This is a genomic window from Frankia sp. AgPm24 (assembly GCF_023243055.1).
Classification (GTDB): domain Bacteria; phylum Actinomycetota; class Actinomycetes; order Frankiales; family Frankiaceae; genus Frankia; species Frankia umida.
This window is the reverse complement of sequence record NZ_JALKFW010000158.1, coordinates 35,639-56,885: the sequence shown is the minus strand read 5'-3', so window position 1 is coordinate 56,885 and position 21,247 is coordinate 35,639. Positions and strand designations below refer to the sequence as shown.

Below are 21,247 nucleotides of genomic sequence, written 5' to 3'. Positions count from 1 at the left end.
TCTGAAGATCCCGTCTCGCCCTACCGCTACACAGGTCTCAAAGATCCATCTGTCTCATGGGACTCTGACAGACAGGGGAGACGCAGGGGCCTGGCGCTCAGGGTCCTCATGACCCCTGGGGCGACGCCACGCCGGCCACCGATCCGGCCCCAGATCCGGCCACCAAGCACAGCGCGACGATCGGGTTTCGGGGCGAGCTCGCGGTGAACGGTCTCGTCTGGCAACGCGAACGCGTCCTGGACCCGGCAACCCGCTCGTTCCTGTCGACGGACCCGCTTGCGCACGTGCCCGGCCTTCCCGGCGCCGCCAACCCGTACCAGTACGCCTGGAACAATCCGGTCGGCCTGCTCGATCCCACCGGTCAGCGCCCGCTCACCGACAGCCAGTACCAGGACTATCTCTCCCAGCAGCGCGCCGGCCTCTTCGAGAAGGCCTGGACGAACATCAGGGAGGACCCCTGGGGTTCGCTGGCCGCCGTGGGGGTCGTCGCCGCTGGCGTCGGCCTGTGTTTCGTACCCGGCGGCCAGGCCATCGGCGCCGGCATTCTCATCGGAGCCGCCACCTCCGGCGGCATCGGCCTGGTCACCGGCCACTTCGATCCCCGCGCCGTGGCCATCGGTGGCATCGCCGGAGCGGTCGGCGGCGGTGTCGGCCAGGCCACCAGCCGTCTGCTCGCCACCGGTCCTTCCTACCTCGTCGCCGCCGAGTCGGGCGCGGCCGCCGGCAGTGCCGAGGACCTCGCTGCCCAACAACTCGCCCACCCCGGCCACATCAACCTCACCGAGCTGGCCATCAGCAGCGGCACGGGCGGACTGGCCGGCGCCGGTGGCCGCGCCTTCGCCCGCCGGGCGCCCCTCACACAGGGTGCTCCCGAGACCAGCCACGCCCTCCCGCCGGCCACAGGAGGTATTGATTCACTCCCTGCACCCCCACGCCCCGTGTTCGCTGGCCATGGGCAGATCCGACCCGGCGACGCCTCGACCGTCACCATCCCCGAAGGCACCAGCCTGACAATGTACATCCGGCATGGTATGCCAATAACCGATGACCTCGGATATGCCATTGAGACAAATGATGTCGCGACCATGAAAATTTTCGAGTGGCTGGGTCCGAACTCTTACGAAAAGTTCACCTACCCTGCTGGCAGCAGCATTCCCGATTATTCGCTTATACCAGGGTCCGACCTTCACATAGCCCCCACCTCCAGAACCGTGAACAGACCGACACGGCTCTCCGAGCTCCTGGAGCCCAACATGGGGGACTGGCACTGGGCCGCCTGCCGAGTCGTCCAGGGATGGTAGGTAGCGTACCAACGGGGAGAGGCGAGCACCGTCCGCCAGGGACGCCAGAGAAAACGACGCGAAAGGCCGTCCGATGCCCTACCAGCAGGATCTCACTACACACCCGTATCTCGAAGCGATGTCCAGGGTCAAGGGCTGGCCGCCGCCCGGAACTCCGGCGCTCACCGTCGGCTGGCTGGCGCCCGAGCACGACTTCCCGACCGCGCTCCCCGACGACGCCTTCCTCGACGCCCTCTTCTACCTCTGCGCCCACCACTCCATCATCCGCACCCGGGGCTTCCACAACTGCCTGCTACCGCACGCCACCAGGCCAGCCGCCATCTGCGTCGTCCGCCGCGGCGACGAAGAAGTACGGCTCGGCAGCGCCGAGATCGGCGTGGTCGCCGCCGGCGGAGAACTGCTGCTCGCACCGAACCTGGTGTTCCACTACATCGAGGAACACCACTACCAGCCACCCGCAATCTTCACCGAAGCAGTACTCGCCCGCAGAACCATCACGCCGCCAGCGGGTGTGCCGTTCTAGCACCACGGCAGCAATGTCTTTGTGGTCTCTCTGCTGCGGAACACGAAAGGCCGTCCGATGCCCTACCAGCAGGATCTCGCTACATACCCGAATCTTGAAATGATTTCGAGGAACTTTGGCTGGCCGCCGCCCGGAGCTGCAGCGCTCGCGGTCGGCCGGCTGGCGCCCGAACACGAATTCCCGACCACACTCCCCGACGACGCCTTCCTCGACGCCCTCTTCTACCTCTGCGCCCACCACTCCATCATGCGCGTCCGGAGCTTCCACAACTGCCTGCTACCGCACGCCACCAGGCCAGCCGCCATCTGCGTCGTCCGCCGCGGCGACGAAGAAGTACGGCTCGGCAGCGCCGAGATCGGCGTGGTCGCCGCCGGCGGAGAACTGCTGCTCGCACCGAACCTGGTGTTCCACTACATCGAGGAACACCACTACCAGCCACCCGCAATCTTCACCGAAGCAGTACTCGCCCGCAGAACCATCACGCCGCCAGCGGGTGTGCTGCTCTAACGCAGCGCGGGACGGGATGCGACGAACCAGAGCCGACGTCGGGATGTGCTCGGCGGCCGCGCGAGCCCTGAACGCATCCGCCAACGACGCCGGCGCCCGTACCGGGACAACGATCCGCCCGGGACCTCCGGCCGCCTCCACGCCATCTTGTAACACAAGTGCTACTCTGGACAGGTGGTCGAGATAGGACTTCGCGAGATGCGGCAGAACGCCAGTGAGCTGGTGCGGCGCGCCCAAGATGGCGAGCACCTGACCATCACTGTCACCGGTCGACCGGCAGCTGTTCTCGGCCCGGTGGCCCCGCACAGATGGCGGCGCTGGGACGACCTCGCCGATATCTTCCTGCTCCCGGCCGACACGGACTGGCCCAGCGACCGCGATCTTGTCGACGGCACCTTCACGGACCCCTGGGAAGGCCGATGAGTCGCGGCATCCTCGACACCAGTGTTCTGGTCGCCACCGACGTCGCGCCCATCCCCGGTGAACTCGCGATCAGCGTCATCAGCATCGCCGAGCTCCACTTCGGCGTCCTGGTTGCCAGGACCTCCGAGACCCGCGCGAACCGCCTCGCCCGTCTCAGCGCGCTGCAACGACGATTCGATCCCCTACCTCTCGACGAGGCCGTCGCCGACAGCTATGGGCGGCTCGCCGCCCGCGTCGTCGAGATCGGACGCCAACCACCAGCCCGGACGATGGACCTGCTGATCGCGGCCACCGCACACGCCCACGACGCCAGCATCTACACCCGCAACGCCGCCGACCTCACCGGCCTCGAAGACCTCGTCGACATCGTCACCATCTGATCCAGGGCACATGTCGCACCGGCTTGCCGCCGATAACGGAGTCATACCGCCAGGCGGCGACTAGAGACTCCCCCGACCGCGGACGTCCCCGCTCCATGGTTCCGGTACGGGCTGGTCCAGCACCATCCCGATCAACAACGCCAGCGGGTCGTTCGTCAGCGGCTCGTCCGCCTCGGCTATCTGGTTCAGATGCAGTCCCACGTCACCAGGGTTGCAGCGCTTGGTCCGACCGCGGCGAGACAGCAACCGCCGGTGGGGGCCGGCGAGTGTCTTGACCACCACGCCTCCGGCCCCCTGCCGGGCAACCGCGAACGTGACGTCGGAATCTCGCCAGAATTTCACCGTCGCAACGGCCATACTACAGAGGAACCATACGGACAGGAGCTTGCAGAAGAATGTCGAAAATTGTTCTCGTCACCGGCGGAAATCGTGGCCTGGGATTTTCGACGGCCAAGGCCCTGGCTCGGTCCGGTGCCGTCGTCATCATCGGCGCACGTGCCGAGGCCGCCGCACGCAAAGCCGTTGATACCCTGGAAGAGGAGGGGCTCACCGTGGACTGGGTCGAGCTCGATGTCACCAGCCCGCCGAGTGTGCGAGCCGCCGCGGAGATCATCCGGGAACGTTACTGCCGACTCGACGCGCTGGTAAACAATGCGGGCATTTTGCCCGAGTCGACGGACATCGTGGAGCACGCGTTCGCCGACACGAACATCTTCCGCCAAACGTTCGAGACCAATACGTTTGGGCCGGTCACCGTGACGGAGATTTTTCTGCCGCTGCTACACAAGAGCGTCGCCGGTCGGATCGTCAACGTCTCGTCGACCATGGGGTCGCTCACCGATCAGAACAACCCTCTTTCGCCGTACTACTCGATGCTCCTGCCGGCGTACCGAAGCTCGAAAGCCGCGCTGAACAGCATCTCCGTCGAGCTGGCGAAAAGCCTGAAAGGCACTCCGATCAAGGTCACGTCAGTGTGCCCCGGCTTCGTTCAGACGGATCTGACACCGATCAGCAGACAACAGGCGCCGCTGACCGCCGACGAAGCGGCGCAGATCGTGGTCACGGCCGCGACGCTGCCCGCCGATGCGGAGTCAGGAACCTTCATCGACGCCAACGGCCCAGTAGCCTGGTAACCGCATCGGAGACCATGCCAACGGGACGCGCATAGTCGCGACCCGCGGCAATCATGGCCGGGTCGTGCTGCGCACAGACCCTGGCCCAATCAACGGATCGTCGGCCGGCGTCCGCCGTCGCCAGTGCCTATCGTCGCCAGAAGAAATGGTGCACGACACCGCTCGGCCTTGGCACGCGCTCCAGGTGGAATCGGTCGGTCAGCTCGTCCGGGCTGTCCCAGAGGCGCAGACCACTGCCGAGTTCACTCGGAGCGACGGCGATGTGCATCTCGTCGATCAGGTCCGCGTCGAGGAACTCGCGGATGGTCGTGACGCCACCGCCGATCCGCACGTCCCGGCCGGCCGCGGCGGACTTCGCCTGCTTCAGCGCCTCGTGCGGCGTCGTGTCGAGGAAGTGGAATGTCGTGTCGCTGAGGGTGAACGACGGCCGCACGTGATGTGTGAGCACGAAGACCGGCGTGTGGAAGGGAGGCTCGTCGCCCCACCAGCCCTGCCACTCGTGGTCCGGCCAGGGGCCACGGGTCGGACCGAACTTGTTCCGCCCCATGATCTCCGCACCGATGTTGCGGGTGAAGTCGCGGACGATGTAGTCGTCGAGCCCTCGGGTGCCGCCCGGGTCGGTGCGGCGGACCCAGCTGGCCGTCGCACCGGCCCAGGCGAACAGCACACCGGGGTCCGCCCGGCCGAACGGGCGTTCCAGGCTCTGATCCTCACCCGCCCCGAAACCGTCCCTGGTGACGTTGAAGCAGTGAACCCGAACCCGCTGCGTCATGGCCTGTCTCCCTGAGCATGGGCACCCGCCCGTCGCGGCCGCCTGGCAGGTGGTCGTCACCGGCGCGCCCCGCGCGACAAACGGCGGCGAAGAATTTCGGCTGCGTACTGTCGCGGCAGCCATGTCGGCGACGACCACCTGGTGAGCCGCCACACGGGTGGCCGCTCCACCGAGGAGGAGACCGTGAAGTATCTGATCATCATGCAGGTGGACCCGGCCGTGCTGGAGCAGCTCACCGACGACCAGCAGGCGCAGATCCGGAAGGGACACGGCGCGTTCATCGCCGCGGTCAAGGAGCGTGGTGAGTTCGTCGCGACCCAGGCCCTCGCCGACCCCGGCCAGTCGAAGGTCGTTCGCAGCTCCGGGGGGCAACCCGAGGTGACCGACGGACCGTTCGTCGAGAGCAAGGAGTTCATGGGCGGCTTCTACCTCCTGGACGTCGAGGACGAGGCCCGGGCGGTGGAGCTGGCCCTGCAGATCCCCGATGCCCACATTCCCGGCCTCGCGCTCGAGCTTCGGCCGGTGATGTTCGCCGATCTGGGCGAGGGATGATCCCAGGTGAGCCCCTCGGCGGGGGCCAGTGGCGCGACCTCGCGCGACAGGCCCTCGCCCGGCTGCTGCGCAGCCATGGCAGCGCCCAGTTCGACCTGTGCGAGGACGCCGTCCAGGAGGCGCTCCTGCAGGCGTACCAGCAGTGGCCGGCGCGGTTTCCGGACGACCCGCTGGGCTGGCTGATCGCCACCGCCCGCCGCCGGTATGCCGACCGTGCCCGCAGTGACGCCCGGCGCCGCCACCGTGAGGCGCGCGCCGCGTCACTGCAGGCTCCGGTGCCGCCGGAGGCCGTATGCCGGGACGACTCGCTGCTGGTCCTCCAGTTGTGCTGCCACCCCGACCTGCCACGCTCCGGGCAGGTGGCGCTGACCCTGCGGGCGGTCGCCGGGCTGACCACCGCCCAGATCGCCAACGTCTACCAGCTCCCCGAGCGCACCATCGCCCAACGGATCACCCGGGCCAAACGCCGCGTCAGTGAACTCGGCCGGCCGCTGCCCCCGCCCGGGCAGACGGGCGAGGACGTCACCGCCGTACTCGACGTGCTCTACGTGATGTTCACCGAAGCGCACCACACGACCGCCGGAGCGCCTCCCCGCGACGCGGATCTCGCCACCGAGGCGATTCGCCTGGCTCGGCTCCTTCGCCGCAGCGTCCCCGAGTCCGTCGAGACCGCCGGTCTTCTCGCGCTGATGCTGCTCACCGAGGCCCGCCACCCAGCCCGGGTGGCGCAGGACGGCCACCTGACGTCGCTCGACGAGCAGGATCGGTCACGGTGGGACCAGGAGCTGATCAGCGAAGGGATCACACTCGTCGAACAGACCGCCCGGGGTGCCGAACCCAGCCCCTACCTGCTCCAGGCCTGCATCGCGGCGCTGCATGCCGAAGCCCCCGACCTCACGGCCACCGACTGGGACGAGATCCTCGCGCTCTACCGGCTGCTTGGGATCGTCACCGGCCACCAGAACCCCACGGTCACCCTCAACAGCATCGTCGCCCAGGCCATGGTCGACGGCGCCGAGGTCGCCCTCGCCCGAATCGACACGCTGGAAGCCGACCATCCCGGCCTGCCCCGCATCGACTCCGTACGCGCCCACCTCCTCGAGCGGGCCGGCAGAACAGCCGACGCGGCCGAGACCTACCGACGAGCCATCGCCGCCACCATCAGCCTCGCCGAACAACACCACCTCAGACGACGTCTACGCCGCCTGTCCGGCGCGCACCCGTGACATCCTGCTACGGGGTCGTGGTCCACGACGTCTGGGCCGCGTACGACAGCTACGCCGACGCCACTCACCAGCTCTGCGTCGCCCACGGCTCCGCGAGCTGCAGGCGATCACCGACACCGCCCCGGCCGGGACCTGGTGCTGGTCCACCCAGGCCTACGACGTAGCCGATGCGGTAGGTCTCCGGTGCCGGAACGAGGCCCGTGTCACCGGGTGAGGAAATGGGCGAGGGTTTCTCTGGTGGTGGGACGCCGGGATCGATGGGCGAGTTCCAGCAGGGCCGCTTCGACGACAAGGCCGTTCCAGAGGGCGGCACCGTCGGCGGGGTGCGGCCAGCCCATGGCGGCGAAGTCAGGGGTGAGAAATCGGCAGGCCTGGCGGTTTCGTTCGGCGATCGCGTCGGCGACGAGTGGTTCGGCTCGGGCTTCGAGCAACAGCGCGCGGATTCCGCGGTGGCGTAGGCAGTGGTCGAGGTAGGCCTCGGTCGCGGCGAGTAGCCGGTCGCGTCCGTGGGGGGTCCCGGCCACGGATCGTGTGATCGCGGTGAACAGCTGGTCGTGAAACTCTCGGTGGAGCGCGGCCAGGAAGGTCGCCCGGCCCTCGAAATGGTGAAAGAACGTTCCTTTCGCGACGCCGGCCGCTTCCACGATGAGGTTGACGCTCATGCCGGCCAGGCCGGTTTCCTCCGCCAGCGCCAGGCCGGTGTCAACGAGATGTTCGCGGGTGAGCACCGCACGTTCCTGCCGGGACGGCATCAGGACAGATCCCTGGGGCCGGCGGGGCCTTGTGGCAACGATGCCGTCGGCGGGCGAGGGTCGGGTGGTGATGTCTGGAACACGGTGTCGAGGAACGGCTCGACGAGTGCGGTGAATCCGTCGGGGTCCGAGGCGAACACGACGTGTCCAGCAGCGAAGGGGTGGAACCGCGCTCCTGGCAGTACGGCGTGGGTCTGCCGACCGGCTTTCAGCGGTAGGAGAACATCCCGGGTTCCCCAGGTCAGCAGGGTGGGGACGGTGAGACGGGGGCCGTCCGCGCGCAGATCGAACGCGGGTGTGGTGAAGCTGTGCCACAGTGCGGCGGCGGTCCGGGCGCCCTCGACGGTGCGGGCCCGGGCCCGCACCCGCTCGGCGACCGCCCGGTCGTGGTCGTTCACCGGCCGCAGGTAGGCCCGTACCAGGTGGGGCAGGACGCGTCGGGTTACCGCTGGTCGTCCAAGCAACGCACAGGCGGTGCGGCTGAGTACGGTCTGCCGGCTGAACCCACCCGCGTTGACGAGCACGAGCCCTGCGACAGCGGCCGGTCGGTCCAGGGCGAGCCGGGACGCCGCGTATCCCCCCACCGAGTTGCCGACGAGAACGGCCGGGCCGAGGTCGAGGTCGTCGACGAGGTCGGCGAGAACCCCGGCGAGCAGGGAGGCGCTGACGCGCTGAGCCGGGTCAGGCTCGTCCGACCGACCGTGACCAGGCCAGTCCACCGCGATGGTGCGATACCGCGACGCGAACCGCGCCGCCACCGGGTCGAAGTCCTGGTGATCGTGCAGTGTCGCGGGCAGCATCACGATCGGCCGGCCGGATCCACGCTGCTCGTAGAACACCCGCCCGGCACGCGTCGCTACGAAGGGCATCGGACCTCCCGTTGACTGACCGACCGACCGGTCGGTCGGCTGGGACGATGATATGTGATCAGGTCCGGAACGAGGTCGATGCCTGTTGTCACCCGGGTCGGCCAGCCTCGCCCGCACGCAGGCCCGCAGCGACTGCGTCAGCATCTTTCGGCTGATCCCGCCGATCCGCTCAAGCAGGTCCGAGTAGCGCTGAGCGTCGTCGCACATGGCGATCAGGAGGACAACCGTCCAGGTTCCCGAGATCAGTTCCAGGGCGGAACGGGCTGAGCAGTCGGCGAGAAGGACATCGCATCACCGTCGCCCTACCCTCGGTAGGAGAAACACGCCACCTACGCCGAAGAACCACGGCGTACGTCCGACATCGCATGGCCGTCGTCGGCTTCCTGGAAGCCGGAGTGGGGCGGCGGTACCTCGCCGCGGGGGGTGAGCGCCAGGCAGGTGAGTCCGGCACCGGCGACGGACAGGGCGGCCAGGATGAGACCGAGGGTGTGGAAGGCATCGGTGAAGCCGGCGGCCACGGCGCCGTGATTCGGTGCGCTCACCTGGCCGTGAACCGCCTGGCCCGCCAGAGACCTCGCGGTGTGCGCGGGTATGCCGGTCTCCCGCAACCGGGCCGCGGACAGCGTGGTGAGCAGGGCTGCCGCAGCCGACACGGCCAAGGATTCACCGGTCACGCGCATCGTGTTGAACATGCCCGCGGCCGCCCCGGCACTGCGCACCGGGACGGCGCTGACAGCGGCGTTGTCCATAACCCCGAACGCCAGCCCCACCCCTGCCCCGAAGGGCACCAGCGGTACGGCCAACGTCCACCAGGACGCGTCGCCGCGAAGCGTGACCATCAGGAGGGCGCCCAGGGCGATGAGCAGGGAAGCGCTGGTCAGGACCGTCCGGATGGAGGTACGCGCGGCCAGGTGGCTGGCGGCCAGGGGCAGGACCAGGACGGGTGTGGTCATGGGCAGCAGAAGCAACCCGCTCGCCAGACCGGTACGGGAACCAACACCCTGCAGATAGGCGGGCAGGTAGATCAACAGAATGACGAAGCCGAGGGTGACGGTGAACGGCTGGCAGACCACGGCCACGAAGGCAGGTCGACGAAACAGCCGGACGTCGAACATCGCACGGTCAGCGCGGCGTAGCTCTACCAGCACGAACAGCGGGAGCAACGCCATGGCCGCGGCGAGTGGAAGCAGAGTGCCCGGCGTGGCCCAGCCGGCGGTGGTGGCCTGGACGAAGACGAGCGACAGACAGGACAGCCCGCCCGTGAACAGGGCCAGGCCCATCAGGTCCAGGCTCGACGGCCCGGGGTCGCGGGACTCCGGAGAGCGCAGCGCGCACGTCCAGACGGGCACGGACACCGCCGCGACCAGCAGGAACACCGACCGCCAGCCGGCCGCGCCAACGAGCGCCCCGGCGGCGAGTGGCCCGATCGCCAGACCCGCACCGAAACATGTGCCGAGGACCCCGAAGGCGACCTGCCGACGCCGGCCGGAGGTCGAATCGGCCAGCACCGCCGCCCCCGCGGCCAGCACGGCCGCGGCGCCGCACCCCTGGATCACCCGTCCCACGTCGACCGCGACGACCGACGGCGCCAACCCGACCAGCAGCGAGGTGGCGCCGACCAGGGCGATACCGGCCAGCAGCACACGACGTCGACCGAGGCGGTCCGCCAGTCCGCCGGCGGCCAGGGGCAGGGCCGCGAACGCGATGTTGAAGCCGTTCAGCATCCACTGCGCGGAGCCGACCGAGGCGTCCAGGTCGGCGGCCATGTCCGGCAGCGCGACGGCGGCCCCGGACACGAGGAACGGCAGCATCAGACTGGCGAGGCCGACCGCGGCCACCGTGAGCCGGTAGCCGCCGCCATGATCGGCGGCTCGCTGGCGCGCCTCGGGCCCGGCGGCCCCGATGCTCGGTGCCACCGCGGTGGGCGGATGAGGATCCGATCGAGATCCAGGACGAGAACGCTGGGACATGTCCCGATCGTTTTACGGCCGCCGCGGGACGTTGAAGAGACAGCCGTTCCCTGGGACTACCGGGGCCACCCTGTCGGCCACCGCGACCGTCGTCCCGGCCACATCATTGAGTACATGGCCGCAACCTTCATGATCGCCGATTCCCTGGGGGAGTATCTCCGTCTCCGGCGGGGGCAGGTGACCCCGGCGGACGTCGGCCTGCCCGGGACCGGCACCCGCCGGGTGCCGGGGCTGCGCCGCGATGAGGTCGCCGAGCTCGTCGGCCTCAGCACCGACTACTACGTACGCCTCGAGCAGGGCCGTGCCAGGCGCCCCTCCGACGAGGTCCTCGACGCGCTCAGCAGGGCACTGCGGCTGGGACCCGCCGAACGCACTCATCTGTACGACCTGGCCCGACCGCCTCGTCGCCCCGTGCCGACGGCCGGTACCTCCGAGCAGGGCGCGCCACCGCGTGCCGCCGTCCTGCGGCAGGTCGTCGAAGCAGTCCTCACCCCTGCCATGATCATGAACGACCGGAGTGACGTTCTGGCGTGGAACGACCTGGCCGCGGCCCTGATCGCCGACTTTCCCCGGCTGCCGCCGAACGAGCGGAACATGGCCCGCCAGATCTTCCTCGCCCCCGACGCGAGGCAGGTGCATCCCGACTGGGACGAAGCCGCCCGCACCACGGTCGGCATCCTTCGTATGGCCGCCGGCCGCCAACCCCACGACCCGCGGCTCGTGCGCCTGATCGGTGAACTGTCGCTGAGCAGCGACACCTTCCGCGCATTGTGGGCCAGGCATCACGTGCACGAGAAGACGCACGGCCGCAAACGTTTCCGCCACCCCGCGGTGGGCGAGGTCTCCCTCGACTACCAGACCTTCCGCGTTCCTGGCCCCGCCCATCACCTCATGGTCGTCTACACAGCAGCCGCGGGAAGTCCCGCGGCGCAGGCGCTGAACTTCCTCGGCAGTATCGCCGTCGCCCACCCACCGCTGTCCACGCACGGCTGAGTACCTCGCCAGAACCGAAACTACCGGGCCGCCGTGCCGTTGAGCCCAGCCATGGGGCAAATCAATGATGCACGGCTTCTCCGACCGCCAGGACGCAGAAGCACCGGCTGCCTCACAGCTGTCGAGCGGATTCGCCGGGCTCGCTGGTACCTGTTCCGCCGGGACGACGAGCACGTCGCAGTGGACGTGTAGCGGGCCTGCCCGCGGGTGGAACATCGTCCTGGTCCGGTGGCCGGGGGCACGCACCGGATGGGTGTCCCGGATCGCGGTGGACTCCGCGCTGCCCACTCGCAGGTCCGCGAGCAACGCCGCGAGCGCCGGGTCGTGCGGATAGCGATCCGCCGCGGCGCGCAGCCGCGCGACGGCGATCTCGCCGAAGCCTCGTGCCCGGTGGTCAGCACCTCCTCGCGCCGCAGGAAGCTGGCCAGTCCCTGCTGTGCCATGTACAGCCCTCCGAACCGCTCGGCCTCTCAGCCTCGTACTGACGGTGCCCGGATGCGGCAGGGCAGGTGCTGCTGGCCCGCGAGGCGCGCCACTCCCTGGACGCGGTCGATGCCGCGGCCCGGCGTACCCGGCGGGCGGGCGCCGATGATCCGCACCTGGTCCTGGCGATGAAGGCGGGTGGGGACGCCGGCCTGCTCCCGGCGATCCTCGCCGCCTGCGAATGCGAGCCATGCTCGCTGCCAGTGCGGGTGATCTTTCGAACGGACCGGGGTCGGCTGCTGCGCGACGGCCGCGCCGACGCCGCACTGGTCTACAGCCTGGCCGATGACCTGAGCGGGCTCGACACCGAGCCGCTGCTGACCGAACCCCTCATGGCTGTGCTACCAGCTACGCACCCGTTCGCCGTACGGACGAGCCTGCGCATGGCCGACCTTCACGACGAGAACGTGCACCCGCAGCGAGGACCATCCACCGGTCCCGAAGCACGCAGCCCCACCGAACTGCTACCACTCGTCGCGCTGGGCCAGACCGTCGCCTTGGTCCCCCGTTTCGTGACCACGCCACTGCGCCACGACCTCGTGAGCGTGCCCGGTGGCCGACGCGCAGCCCGTCACGCTGCTGCTCGCCTGGCCCGCCTACAGCACGTCACCGGCTATCGCGGCTCTCGCACGCGCCGCCCGCGCAGCCAGTCCGGGCGGGGAGCCCGCCCGCATCATTTGATCAACAAGTCGGTCGAACACGCGACTCTGCCAGTACCGTCCCCGACCTGGCCTGCCACGGTCGCCGTATCGTTGGATCACAGACATGGCTGGCGGCACGTGCCGGTCGCGCGCGACCCCGAGGAGGCGCGATCATGGCGACGATCGAGGCGATGCTGGATGCGATGGGGTTCATCTGGGACCGGTCCGCCGTACGGCGGGACATTCCACGGTTCGCCGTCGAGCGCGCCGTCTGGCGGTTTCGCCAGTCGCTGCCAGAGTACGTGTGGGACGCGGCGGTGCTCGAGGGCAACCCGTTCACCTACCCCGAAGTCCAGACACTCCTGGACGGGATCACCGTTGGCGGGCGGAAGATCAGCGACGAACGTCAGATCCTGAACCTCGCCGAAGCGGCGAACGAGCTCGCCCGGCTCGTCAGCACGGGCAAGTTCCGGCTCTCCAAAGAGATCTCCGACAGGCTCCAGTTCCTGCTCGCCCGGGACGAGGCACTGGAGTCGGGCCACTTCCGCGGCGAGGGCAAGGAGACTCTCACCCCCGGCGTCAGCCTCGGACAGCATGGTCGCTACCTGCCACCCGCTACCGAGCGCGGTGGCGAGAACCTACGTCGCATCCTCTCGCGGGGGCTGGAATTCCTGTCCGCCGAGATCGACGCCGAGTTCGAGCAGGCGATCGCCTATTTTCTCTTCGGCTCGCTTCAGCAGTTCTACTACGACGGCAACAAGCGCACCGCCCGCTACATGATGAATGGTCACCTCATGTCCCAGGGGATGGATGCCATCAGTGTCCCGGCCGCACGCCGCCACGAGTTCAACACCGAGATGGTGGACTTCTTCCGACACAAGGACGGTACGGGCATGTTTGGATTTCTGACATCCTGCCGGCTCGCCGCCGATGACGGGGTCATACCGCCAGGCGGCGACTAGAGACTCACCCGGTCGTCCCCCGGTCTCGGACGTCCCCACTCCATGGTTCCGGTACTGGCTGGTCCAGCACCACCCCGATCAGCAACTCCAACGGGTCGCTGGTCAGCAGTTCGTCGGCCTCGTCGATCTGACTCAGGTGCAGTCCCACGACATCACCGTAGCCGACCGCACCCCGGGCGCCCGGCGTGGTGGTCGTGGGAAATTCCTGGCACGAGCCGTTCGAGCATTCGCCCCTCCGTGGTGAAGACGACGACGCGCGGTTCCTCCTTCGGGCCACCTTCGGGCCCTCGAAGAACGACGAGCTCACGCCGCGGTTGCGCTGAGCGCCCGCGACCCTCGCCACCTCAGGCGCGCGGCATCAGGCCCAGCGCACGCGTCGGCCCAGCCTCGTTCCTTGAGCAGGATCGGTCACGGTGGGACCAGGAGCTGATCAGCGAAGGGATCACACTCGTCGAACAGACCGCCCGGGGTGCCGAACCCAGCCCCTACCTGCTCCAGGCCTGCATCGCGGCGCTGCATGCCGAAGCCCCCGACCTCACGGCCACCGACTGGGACGAGATCCTCGCGCTCTACCGGCTGCTTGGGATCGTCACCGGCCACCAGAACCCCACGGTCACCCTCAACAGCATCGTCGCCCAGGCCATGGTCGACGGCGCCGAGGTCGCCCTCGCCCGAATCGACACGCTGGAAGCCGACCATCCCGGCCTGCCCCGCATCGACTCCGTACGCGCCCACCTCCTCGAGCGGGCCGGCAGAACAGCCGACGCGGCCGAGACCTACCGACGAGCCATCGCCGCCACCATCAGCCTCGCCGAACAACACCACCTCAGACGACGTCTACGCCGCCTCAGTTCGCTCAGCGCCAGCAGGACCGTCAGCAGCGCACCACCGCGGCTGGCACATCACCCGCCCGAACGAGCCGGGTGATGTCCTCGGGGTCGCTGGTCAGGATGCGGTCGCCCGGACGGGCGAGCAGAGCGACCGTCGCATGAGGGACGAGGCGACTCAGATCGACTCGACGACGATGTCCGCGCGGTCGAGTGTGGCGGTGTAGGCAGCTATGTCCGCGGGGTCGCTGGTGAGGATCTGGGCCGGACCGTGCAGAGCGGCCGCGATGACGACCAGGGCGTCGATGACGTCCGGCCGCTTCTTCGTGGGAAGCCTCGCGTCGGTGAGCATGGCCCCGGCCCGTTTGTACGAGTCGAGGGTGAAGGTCCTGGCGCAGGCGACGCAACCAGCGGAGACGCTCGCCGCGCCGCGTACGGGTGGCGCGGCCTCCCGAGTCTGCGGCACGGTGCAGTCCGTCAGATACCGACTGAAAGCACGGACCGTCTTCGGGTCCGGTCGCCACGCCTGGGCGAGGACCGGGCCGATGACGACTGGCCGGTGCGGCGCTGCGCGTAGGCCATGGTGGAGCAGCCGCGCCGCGGGGCTGCCCCGCAGAAGTGCCAGAAGCATCCCGGCGTCGTAGACGACGGTACGGGCGATCACGCGACGCCCGCGGCATCCGATCCGAGCGCGCTGCCCAGCACCCGGTGGACGAGGGCCTGCTCGTCCACCGTCAGGGCGTCGAGCGAAGGCAGGTCCGCCTCGGGGACGTCGGTGCTCTGCTCGGCGGCTGTCCGGTTACGTGCGTCCAGCGCCGCGAAGGTCGCCGCGGCGGCGTCGTCGCGCGCCATCTGCGCAACGGCCGCCGCGATCATGTAGGCGGACACGTCCATGCCCGCCGCCTCGGCGTGCGCCCTGATCGCGGCCTGGACGTCCGAGGCCGTCGAGATCGTGAACCGAATGTTGGGCACAGCATCATCGTAACACGGCGTATTACGCCCCCGCGGCCGTCGCATCGCTGGTCAGGCAGCGGTCGGGGCGGATCGGGGTGGGGCGCCGGGAAGCAGCAGTCGGTCGAGGAGCCGGACCGCCGGGATGGCCATCGCCACCGCGTCGAGATAATGGCAGGCCATGGCGCCCAGATAGGTCGGACCGCCCCAGGCGTTGACGGTGAAGTTCGGGTCCAGGCCGCCGAGAACCTGCTCACCCACGCGCCAGTTGAGGTACAGCAGCAGAGCTGCCGGAAGCACCGCGGCAACGAGCCGGGCGAGCACGGCCGGCCGGCGACGAGCGGCGGAGATCGTGCGGCGGACGCGGCGAGCCGCCGGCCGGCCGAGTGGTGCCAGCAGAAACAGCCCGCCGTCGCCGAGCGAACGGACCCAGCGGCGGCGCAGCCAGGATCCACCGAGAAAGGCCACGCACAGCACGAACACACCCAGGTGCGGCCACCACGCGGCGGTACCAGGGCTGTGTTCGGCCCGGACCGGTGAGCGGTGGAGGTAGCTCACGCCACCGGTCGTAATGCCCGCGGCCAGCAAGACCGCACACAATCCCACGAGCGGTACGGACACCTGCCGGGCGGCGGTGCGGATCTCCGTTCCGGCGGGTGACGTCGAGAACCTGCCGGTCGATTTCATGGCAGCCAATTTCATGGCTCTCACTGTCGAGTGGACAGCGCGCGCCGTCGTCCGGCCACAGGCTCGACTTCGGCTCCACCCGTGGACCCGGGTCGACCGCCGCGTCCGACCCGGGGATGACCACGATGGTCCGACTCCGGACCGACGCCGAGGACCGAGCCCCGCGTCTACCGTCACCCACATGGTGAACGGGACATCGGTACCCACACCGCGATCCGCGGACCCGGCAGGTACCTCCGGGTACAGCCGCCGCCTGCCGGGGTGGCCGGGGTGGCCGAGTCGGCGAGATCGGGTCGACGCATGGGACGTCGCGCTCGCCGCGGTCTCGTTCGCCGCGTTCACCCTGCCGGGCGCGGCGGGCGTGGCCGTCGGATCGGGCCCGGCCGCCTACGGGTCGACGACGCACGTCGTGCTGTTCGGCGCTCTGGCCGTGACGCCCCTGGTTGTACGTCGGCGATGGCCGGTCGCGGCACTCGTCGGCGTCACCGCGGTCGAATGTGCCGCGAGCCTGCTCGGGGTGCGTTTCACGCCGTTCGTGAGCAACGCCGGACCCGTGCTGGCCCTTGCCGTCTTCGTCGTCGCCGATCGATGCCCGCGGCGCCGCTCGCTGTTCTGGTGCGCCGCGGCCGCGATCGCGACGGCGGTGGCCGCTGCCGTCGCGATACCGCTGCATCCCGATCAGGATCAGAACGTCGTCCAGGTCCTGGTCGCCGCGCCTGCCTGGCTGCTCGGCGACACCCTGCGCGTCCGGCGCGACTATCGGCGTCGCCTCGCGTGGGAGAGCCGACGCGAGGCTGCCGAACGGGAGCGCCGCATCCGGGCGGAGGAGCGGCTGCGGGTGTCCCGGGACGTGCACGACGTCGTCTCGCACACGCTGAGCATGATCGCCGTCCGCTCGGGAGTGGCCCGGCTGCTGCTCGACGAGCAGCCGGAGCAGGCACGGGACGCGCTGATCGCGATCGAGACCACCAGCCGGTCAGCTCTCGACGAGGTGCGCCGCGTCCTGCGCCAGACGCGGCACGGGACCGGACCGGCGGCCCCGAACCAGGCGAACCCGACCTCGGGACCGTCCAGCGGTGCCGAGCGGGACGGGGGGCCGACGCTGCGCGACCTGGAACCGATGGTCACCGGCCTGCGTCACGATGGTCTGCGGGTTTCCTACCGTGGCAGCGGCCAGGCTCGCGACTACCTTCCGGTCCTGGAGACCTCCGCCTATCGCATCGTGCAGGAGGCGCTGACCAACGTGGTGAAGCACTCTGGCGCGACCCGCGCGCAGGTCGAGGTTCACCACGAACCCCGGGAACTGGTCGTCAGCGTCGTCGACGACGGCCGGGTCCACCAACCCCAGGGCCACAGATCCCATAGCCAGGGCGGCGGGCTCGGTCTGATCGGGATGCGGGAGCGGGCGGAGCTGTTCGGCGGGACGCTCACCGCCGGGCCTCGAGACGAAGGCGGATTCGCCGTCGTGGCCCGCTTTCCAGCGGATCACCCGGTTACCCGAGAGCCAGCTGACGACGCGGCGGATCAGGTGTGATGACCGGGGCCGAACACGACGACGCGCCGGGCCGGCGCAGCCGGATCCGTGTGCTGATCGCCGACGACGAGGCGCTCGTCCGAGCCGGTCTGCGGGCGCTGGTCGCATCGGCACCCGATCTCACGGTGGTGGCCGAGGCCGGCAACGGTGTGGAGACCGTGCGACTGACCAGGCAGTTCCTGCCCGACGTCGTGCTCATGGACATCCGCATGCCCATCATGGACGGCCTGGAGGCCACCCGGGTCCTCATGTCCGGGAGCGAGACCGCCACCCCGCACATTCTCGTGGTGACGACCTTCGACCAGGACGAGCATGTCTTCGAAGCGCTGCGAGGAGGCGCCGGCGGCTTCATCCTCAAGGACACCCGGCCGGAGGACCTCCTCGCCGCGATCAGAATCGTGGCCCGCGGAGACGCGCTGCTGACACCCGCCCTCACCCGGCGGCTCATCGCCGAGTTCGTGCGTCAGCCGCGGCCCGTGGCGGCCCGAACAAACCTTCATGATCTGCTTACCGAGCGCGAGCTGGAGGTTCTCGTGAAAGTCGCCTCCGGACAGTCCAACACGGAGATCGCCGCGACGTTGTTCGTCGGTGTGGCCACCGTCAAGACACACATCGGCCGCCTGTTGGCCAAGCTCCACGCCCGGGATCGGGCTCAGCTTGTCGTCATCGCCTACGAGACCGGAACAGTGGCTCCCGGCGGCCTTCCCTAGGAACGGACACCTTCAACCTGGTCTTCTCCTGCGCGGGTGCCCGGCTGGTGACCTTCCTCGCCTCGCCCACGAACATCACCGGGGTGGAATACCTGATCGACGGCGGCCTGATCAAGAATCTCTGACCAGGTCTCCCCAGACGGTCCGGCGCCGGCAGGCCGTCTACTGCCCACCGCCCGCGACACTGCCCACGGCCAGCTGCCGCAGGCCGCGGGCGCTCGGGGAGCCCGGCGCGGCGGTGAGGAAGACGACCTGCTGGTCGTCATCCGGGACGGTGAGCACATCGCAGTGGACACGCAGCGGGCCCGCCTGCGGGTGGAACACCGTCTTGGTCCGGTGGCCGGGGACACGCACCGGATGGGTGTCCCAGATCTCGGTGAACTCCGCGCTGCTGGAGCGCAGTTCCGCCAGCAGCGCGGCGAGCGCCTGGTCGCCCGGATAGCGATCCGCCGCGGCACGCAGCCGCGCGACGGCGATCTCACCGAACTCCTCGTGGCCGGTGGTCAGGGCCTCCTCGCCCGGCAGGAAGCGGCGCCGGGCGAGATTGGGCCGGTCGCGAAGGCCCCCCAGCAGCGCCTCCGCCAGGGGATTCCACGCGATCACGTCGTAGCTGGCCGCCGTCACGATCGCCGCGGTCTCCGGCATCCGCTCCAGCAGGCTCGCCACGTAAGGGCGGACCCGGCGCGGCGGTCCGGCCGGGGCCGGCAGGGCTACGCCGGCCAGTTGGAACAGGTGCGCCCGCTCCGCGCGTGTCAGCCGCAGCGCGCCCGCGACGCCGTCCAGGACCGGTGCCGACGGCCGCGGCCCGCGCGCCTGTTCGAGGCGCGCATAGTACTCCGCCGACATGTTCGCCCGCGCCGCGACCTCCTCACGCCGCAGGCCCGGCGTACGCCGACGAGCACCTCTCGGCAGGCCCACGTCCGCCGGGCGCAGTGCCTCCCGCCGGTCACGCAGAAAGCTGGCCAGTCCCTGTCGTGCCATCCGCCCCGCCATTCGAACCGCCCCGCCCGGCCGCTCAGCCTCGTACTGATGGTGCCTGGATGCGGCACCGGGCCCCGGGCACCCTGGATCACATGGACAACCTGATCGCACTGGTCACAGGAGCCAACAAGGGTATCGGCAAGGACATTGCGCGGCAGCTCGCGGCGGCGGGGCACACCGTGTACGTCGGCTCGCGCGACCCCGGGCGGGGCAGGCAGGCCGTCGCGGACATCGACGGCGACGCGCGGCTGCTCGTCCTCGACGTGACGAGCCCCGAGGGCATCGCAGCGGCGGCAGAGCAGGTGCCCGTCCTGGACATCCTGGTCAACAACGCCGGCATCTCCTCCGTCGACCCGAGGCCGGTGACCGAGGAGCACCCGGACACGTTCCGCCGCATCTACGAGACCAACGTGTTCGGCGTGGTAGCCGTCACCAACGCGTTCCTGCCCGCGCTGCGGCGCTCCGCGCATCCCAGGATCGTGAACATCTCCAGCGGCGCCGCCTCCCTCGCGGCCTCCACCGGCCAGGCCGAGGGCATCATCGCCTTCGCCAGCGGGCCGACGGGCGCTCTGGGCGCATACCGCTCGTCCAAGACGGCGCTGAACGAGCTCACCGTGCTCTACGCCAACGCCCTGACCGACGACGGGTTCAAAGTCAACGCACTCGCCCCCGGCGCGCGGCGCACCGACCTGAACGGGCCGGCGCGCGCCTCGTCCCGCGCCGGCGACCCGGCCGAGGGCGCGGCGGGGGCCGTCCGCCTCGCCCTGCTGCCCGACGACGGCCCGACCGGAGGCTTCTTCTCCTGGGACGGCACCCCCGTCCCCTGGTAGCCCCCCGTACCCGTCGGAGCCGCATCGATCATGCACCGGCGCTGTACCTGCCGCGGACAAGCGCCACAGAGGTGCGTGCGACCTGCTCGAAGGGATCGAGGTTCCCGGCGGCACGGCACATGACGTGCGCCCCCTCGAGCAGCGTGATCAACGTGGTGGCCAGGTCCGCGGCCTCGGCGCCCGGTAGGCCTGCGGACTCCAGCAGGTCGGTCAGGGCCTGGCTCCACGACGCGAAGATGGCGGCGGCGATCCGCCTGAGGTCAACCGCGCCGAGGTCACGCCCCCCGGCGCCGACGGTGATCGCGGCTATGGCGCAGCCGCCGCCGGTCATGGAGGTGGCAAGCACCGGCCGGACGGCATCCAGGAACGCCGTGACCACGGTCACCGGATCGCCGGCCGGCAGCGCGGCCAGGGCCGCGCGCACATCCGCACCGTTACGCTCAGCCGCCTCGGCGACAAGCTGTGCCTTGCCGCCCGGGAAATGATGGTAGATCGCACCGCGGGCGGCACCGCTGTCCCGGAGAACATCGGTGAACGACATGCCGGCGACGCCCTGCCGCTGCAGCGCGTCCACGGCGGCGGCGACCATCCGGCCACGCGTGTCGGCCACGCGGCAGCTCCTCTCGGCTTGACTAGTACGACCATCCTATGCCAGGGTTCTTCTAGTACGTACGTCCTAGCGTATCTCTGGAGGTCCATCCGTGCCCATCACCGTCACCGCGCCTCATGGTGAGCTCACCGACATCGGCCAGCGGGAGATCCTGCCGCGGCTGACCACTGCTCTGGTCGAGGCGAGCGGTGCCGCCGGCAACGAGTTCCTGACCGCCCTCGTCGGCGGCACCGTGCAGATCCTGGACCCAGGCAACATCTACGCGGGGGGAATCAACCGGCGTGTTGTCATGGTCGAGCTCAAACTGCCGAACATCGGTCTACCGGAACCGGCCAGCCGCGCGGCGTTCATCACCGCGGCGACCGACATCGTCGACGCGCTCACGGTCGACGACCACGACCGGGCGGACACCTGGGTCAACATTCTGAACGCCCCCGACAGCGGCTGGGGCATCGGCGGCATCGCCTACAGCGGCGACGCCCTGGTCGCGGCCCTTGTCGCGGCCGCCGGCTCGGCCGTCCCGACCACCGGCCCCGCGACAGGCAAGGCCTGACGAACTCGCCGGGCGGCATGGAGAGTCGGCGAAACGCCGGCACACGATGGATGCCCGCGCTCCGACTCGCGTCGTCA

Annotated in this window: 25 protein-coding genes and 5 pseudogenes; 17 read left to right on the top strand and 13 right to left on the bottom strand. The window is 69.8% G+C overall.

Annotated elements, in window-relative coordinates; all coding sequences use genetic code 11:
* Positions 1 to 122: 122 nt before the first annotated feature.
* From MXD61_RS28770 to MXD61_RS08170, 6 genes and pseudogenes are all read left to right on the top strand, one after another.
* Positions 123 to 353, top strand: a pseudogene (locus MXD61_RS28770) (RHS repeat-associated core domain-containing protein); the annotation flags it as partial.
* A 123-nt stretch (positions 354 to 476) separates the two neighbouring features.
* On the top strand, positions 477 to 1,301 hold the full coding sequence (locus MXD61_RS08190; RefSeq protein ID WP_374628621.1) for a putative adhesin: 825 nt from the start codon (positions 477 to 479) through the stop codon (positions 1,299 to 1,301).
* A gap of 73 nt (positions 1,302 to 1,374) precedes the next feature.
* Positions 1,375 to 1,824, top strand: coding sequence for a hypothetical protein (locus tag MXD61_RS08185; protein ID WP_248812233.1), 450 nt, complete (start codon positions 1,375 to 1,377; stop codon positions 1,822 to 1,824).
* Positions 1,825 to 1,881: 57 nt separating this feature from the next.
* Positions 1,882 to 2,331 carry a hypothetical protein gene (locus tag MXD61_RS08180; RefSeq protein WP_248812232.1) on the top strand — a complete coding sequence of 150 codons (450 nt, stop codon included), beginning with the start codon at positions 1,882 to 1,884 and terminating at the stop codon, positions 2,329 to 2,331.
* 174 nt (positions 2,332 to 2,505) lie between these two features.
* Positions 2,506 to 2,754: a type II toxin-antitoxin system prevent-host-death family antitoxin gene (locus MXD61_RS08175; RefSeq protein WP_308222699.1), complete on the top strand. Its 249-nt coding sequence runs from the start codon at positions 2,506 to 2,508 to the stop codon at positions 2,752 to 2,754.
* Entirely contained in the window at positions 2,751 to 3,134 is a 384-nt protein-coding gene (locus tag MXD61_RS08170) for a type II toxin-antitoxin system VapC family toxin (RefSeq protein ID WP_248812230.1), read from the top strand. The genes MXD61_RS08175 and MXD61_RS08170 overlap by 4 nt, the downstream gene beginning before the upstream one ends.
* Before the next feature lie 102 nt (positions 3,135 to 3,236).
* Here MXD61_RS08170 and MXD61_RS08165 read toward each other — a convergent pair.
* A pseudogene (locus MXD61_RS08165) lies at positions 3,237 to 3,335 on the bottom strand (Fe-S cluster assembly protein HesB); the annotation flags it as partial.
* 194 nt (positions 3,336 to 3,529) lie between these two features.
* On the opposite strand from MXD61_RS08165, the gene MXD61_RS08160 reads away from it, so the two are divergent.
* A complete protein-coding gene (locus MXD61_RS08160) occupies positions 3,530 to 4,267 on the top strand; it encodes an SDR family NAD(P)-dependent oxidoreductase (protein WP_248812229.1) in 738 nt (245 codons plus the stop codon).
* A 127-nt stretch (positions 4,268 to 4,394) separates the two neighbouring features.
* On the opposite strand, the gene MXD61_RS08155 is transcribed toward MXD61_RS08160, so the two are convergent.
* Positions 4,395 to 5,039 (bottom strand): dihydrofolate reductase family protein, encoded by a 645-nt coding sequence (locus MXD61_RS08155; protein ID WP_248812228.1) that lies wholly within the window; start codon positions 5,037 to 5,039, stop codon positions 4,395 to 4,397.
* Between the two features lie 183 nt (positions 5,040 to 5,222).
* Here MXD61_RS08155 and MXD61_RS08150 point away from each other — a divergent pair, with 183 nt between their 5' ends.
* Both MXD61_RS08150 and MXD61_RS08145 read left to right on the top strand, forming a co-directional pair.
* Complete coding sequence (locus tag MXD61_RS08150; RefSeq protein ID WP_374628619.1) at positions 5,223 to 5,591, top strand: YciI family protein; 369 nt, start codon at positions 5,223 to 5,225, stop codon at positions 5,589 to 5,591.
* Positions 5,588 to 6,817 (top strand): RNA polymerase sigma factor, encoded by a 1,230-nt coding sequence (locus tag MXD61_RS08145; RefSeq protein WP_248812226.1) that lies wholly within the window; start codon positions 5,588 to 5,590, stop codon positions 6,815 to 6,817. The genes MXD61_RS08150 and MXD61_RS08145 overlap by 4 nt, the downstream gene beginning before the upstream one ends.
* A 203-nt stretch (positions 6,818 to 7,020) precedes the next feature.
* Here MXD61_RS08145 and MXD61_RS08140 read toward each other — a convergent pair whose 3' ends face one another.
* From MXD61_RS08140 to MXD61_RS08125, 4 genes and pseudogenes are all read right to left on the bottom strand, one after another.
* Entirely contained in the window at positions 7,021 to 7,569 is a 549-nt protein-coding gene (locus MXD61_RS08140; protein WP_248812225.1) for a TetR/AcrR family transcriptional regulator, read from the bottom strand.
* A complete protein-coding gene (locus MXD61_RS08135) occupies positions 7,569 to 8,438 on the bottom strand; it encodes an alpha/beta fold hydrolase (RefSeq protein ID WP_248812236.1) in 870 nt (289 codons plus the stop codon). Before MXD61_RS08135 ends, MXD61_RS08140 begins: the two co-directional genes overlap by 1 nt.
* A gap of 114 nt (positions 8,439 to 8,552) precedes the next feature.
* Positions 8,553 to 8,681, bottom strand: a pseudogene (locus MXD61_RS27950) (winged helix-turn-helix transcriptional regulator); the annotation flags it as partial.
* A gap of 86 nt (positions 8,682 to 8,767) precedes the next feature.
* Positions 8,768 to 10,408 (bottom strand): MFS transporter, encoded by a 1,641-nt coding sequence (locus tag MXD61_RS08125; protein WP_248812224.1) that lies wholly within the window; start codon positions 10,406 to 10,408, stop codon positions 8,768 to 8,770.
* Positions 10,409 to 10,522: 114 nt separating this feature from the next.
* Between MXD61_RS08125 and MXD61_RS08120 the strand changes: the two genes are divergently transcribed.
* Positions 10,523 to 11,401: a helix-turn-helix transcriptional regulator gene (locus MXD61_RS08120; RefSeq protein ID WP_248812223.1), complete on the top strand. Its 879-nt coding sequence runs from the start codon at positions 10,523 to 10,525 to the stop codon at positions 11,399 to 11,401.
* Positions 11,402 to 11,614: 213 nt separating this feature from the next.
* Here the strand turns inward: MXD61_RS08120 and MXD61_RS28765 are convergent.
* Positions 11,615 to 12,076 (bottom strand): annotated as a pseudogene (locus MXD61_RS28765) (hypothetical protein); the annotation flags it as partial.
* Between MXD61_RS28765 and MXD61_RS28760 the strand changes: the two are divergent.
* Together MXD61_RS28760 and MXD61_RS08115 are read left to right on the top strand one after the other, a co-directional pair.
* Positions 12,013 to 12,942, top strand: a complete 930-nt coding sequence (locus tag MXD61_RS28760; protein WP_374628617.1) for a LysR substrate-binding domain-containing protein — start codon at positions 12,013 to 12,015, stop codon at positions 12,940 to 12,942. The pseudogene MXD61_RS28765 and the gene MXD61_RS28760 overlap by 64 nt on opposite strands.
* Complete coding sequence (locus MXD61_RS08115) at positions 12,828 to 13,487, top strand: cell filamentation protein Fic (RefSeq protein ID WP_374628611.1); 660 nt, start codon at positions 12,828 to 12,830, stop codon at positions 13,485 to 13,487. Before MXD61_RS28760 ends, MXD61_RS08115 begins: the two co-directional genes overlap by 115 nt.
* 49 nt (positions 13,488 to 13,536) lie before the next feature.
* Here MXD61_RS08115 and MXD61_RS27945 read toward each other — a convergent pair.
* A pseudogene (locus MXD61_RS27945) lies at positions 13,537 to 13,635 on the bottom strand (Fe-S cluster assembly protein HesB); the annotation flags it as partial.
* 89 nt (positions 13,636 to 13,724) lie between these two features.
* Between MXD61_RS27945 and MXD61_RS08105 the strand changes: the two are divergent.
* On the top strand, positions 13,725 to 14,414 hold the full coding sequence (locus MXD61_RS08105; RefSeq protein ID WP_248812221.1) for a hypothetical protein: 690 nt from the start codon (positions 13,725 to 13,727) through the stop codon (positions 14,412 to 14,414).
* A gap of 78 nt (positions 14,415 to 14,492) precedes the next feature.
* Here the strand turns inward: MXD61_RS08105 and MXD61_RS08100 are convergent, their stop codons facing one another.
* From MXD61_RS08100 to MXD61_RS08090, 3 genes are read right to left on the bottom strand one after another with little or no spacing between them, the layout of a single operon-like run.
* A complete protein-coding gene (locus tag MXD61_RS08100) occupies positions 14,493 to 14,978 on the bottom strand; it encodes a hypothetical protein (RefSeq protein WP_248812220.1) in 486 nt (161 codons plus the stop codon).
* Entirely contained in the window at positions 14,975 to 15,286 is a 312-nt protein-coding gene (locus MXD61_RS08095) for a hypothetical protein (RefSeq protein WP_248812219.1), read from the bottom strand. Before MXD61_RS08095 ends, MXD61_RS08100 begins: the two co-directional genes overlap by 4 nt.
* A gap of 51 nt (positions 15,287 to 15,337) precedes the next feature.
* Positions 15,338 to 15,823, bottom strand: a complete 486-nt coding sequence (locus MXD61_RS08090; RefSeq protein WP_248812218.1) for a hypothetical protein — start codon at positions 15,821 to 15,823, stop codon at positions 15,338 to 15,340.
* Positions 15,824 to 16,133: 310 nt separating this feature from the next.
* Here MXD61_RS08090 and MXD61_RS08085 point away from each other — a divergent pair, with 310 nt between their 5' ends.
* Together MXD61_RS08085 and MXD61_RS08080 are read left to right on the top strand one after the other, a co-directional pair.
* Complete coding sequence (locus MXD61_RS08085) at positions 16,134 to 17,486, top strand: sensor histidine kinase (protein WP_248812217.1); 1,353 nt, start codon at positions 16,134 to 16,136, stop codon at positions 17,484 to 17,486.
* A complete protein-coding gene (locus MXD61_RS08080; RefSeq protein ID WP_248812216.1) occupies positions 17,486 to 18,196 on the top strand; it encodes a response regulator transcription factor in 711 nt (236 codons plus the stop codon). The genes MXD61_RS08085 and MXD61_RS08080 overlap by 1 nt, the downstream gene beginning before the upstream one ends.
* Before the next feature lie 162 nt (positions 18,197 to 18,358).
* Here MXD61_RS08080 and MXD61_RS08075 read toward each other — a convergent pair whose 3' ends face one another.
* A complete protein-coding gene (locus MXD61_RS08075) occupies positions 18,359 to 19,177 on the bottom strand; it encodes a helix-turn-helix transcriptional regulator (protein WP_248812215.1) in 819 nt (272 codons plus the stop codon).
* A 92-nt stretch (positions 19,178 to 19,269) separates the two neighbouring features.
* Here MXD61_RS08075 and MXD61_RS08070 point away from each other — a divergent pair, with 92 nt between their 5' ends.
* On the top strand, positions 19,270 to 20,007 hold the full coding sequence (locus MXD61_RS08070; protein ID WP_374628615.1) for an SDR family NAD(P)-dependent oxidoreductase: 738 nt from the start codon (positions 19,270 to 19,272) through the stop codon (positions 20,005 to 20,007).
* Between the two features lie 28 nt (positions 20,008 to 20,035).
* Here the strand turns inward: MXD61_RS08070 and MXD61_RS08065 are convergent, their stop codons facing one another.
* Positions 20,036 to 20,617: a TetR/AcrR family transcriptional regulator gene (locus tag MXD61_RS08065; RefSeq protein WP_248812213.1), complete on the bottom strand. Its 582-nt coding sequence runs from the start codon at positions 20,615 to 20,617 to the stop codon at positions 20,036 to 20,038.
* A gap of 91 nt (positions 20,618 to 20,708) precedes the next feature.
* On the opposite strand from MXD61_RS08065, the gene MXD61_RS08060 reads away from it, so the two are divergent.
* Positions 20,709 to 21,170, top strand: a complete 462-nt coding sequence (locus MXD61_RS08060; RefSeq protein ID WP_248812212.1) for a hypothetical protein — start codon at positions 20,709 to 20,711, stop codon at positions 21,168 to 21,170.
* The last annotated feature ends 77 nt before the right edge of the window (positions 21,171 to 21,247 follow it).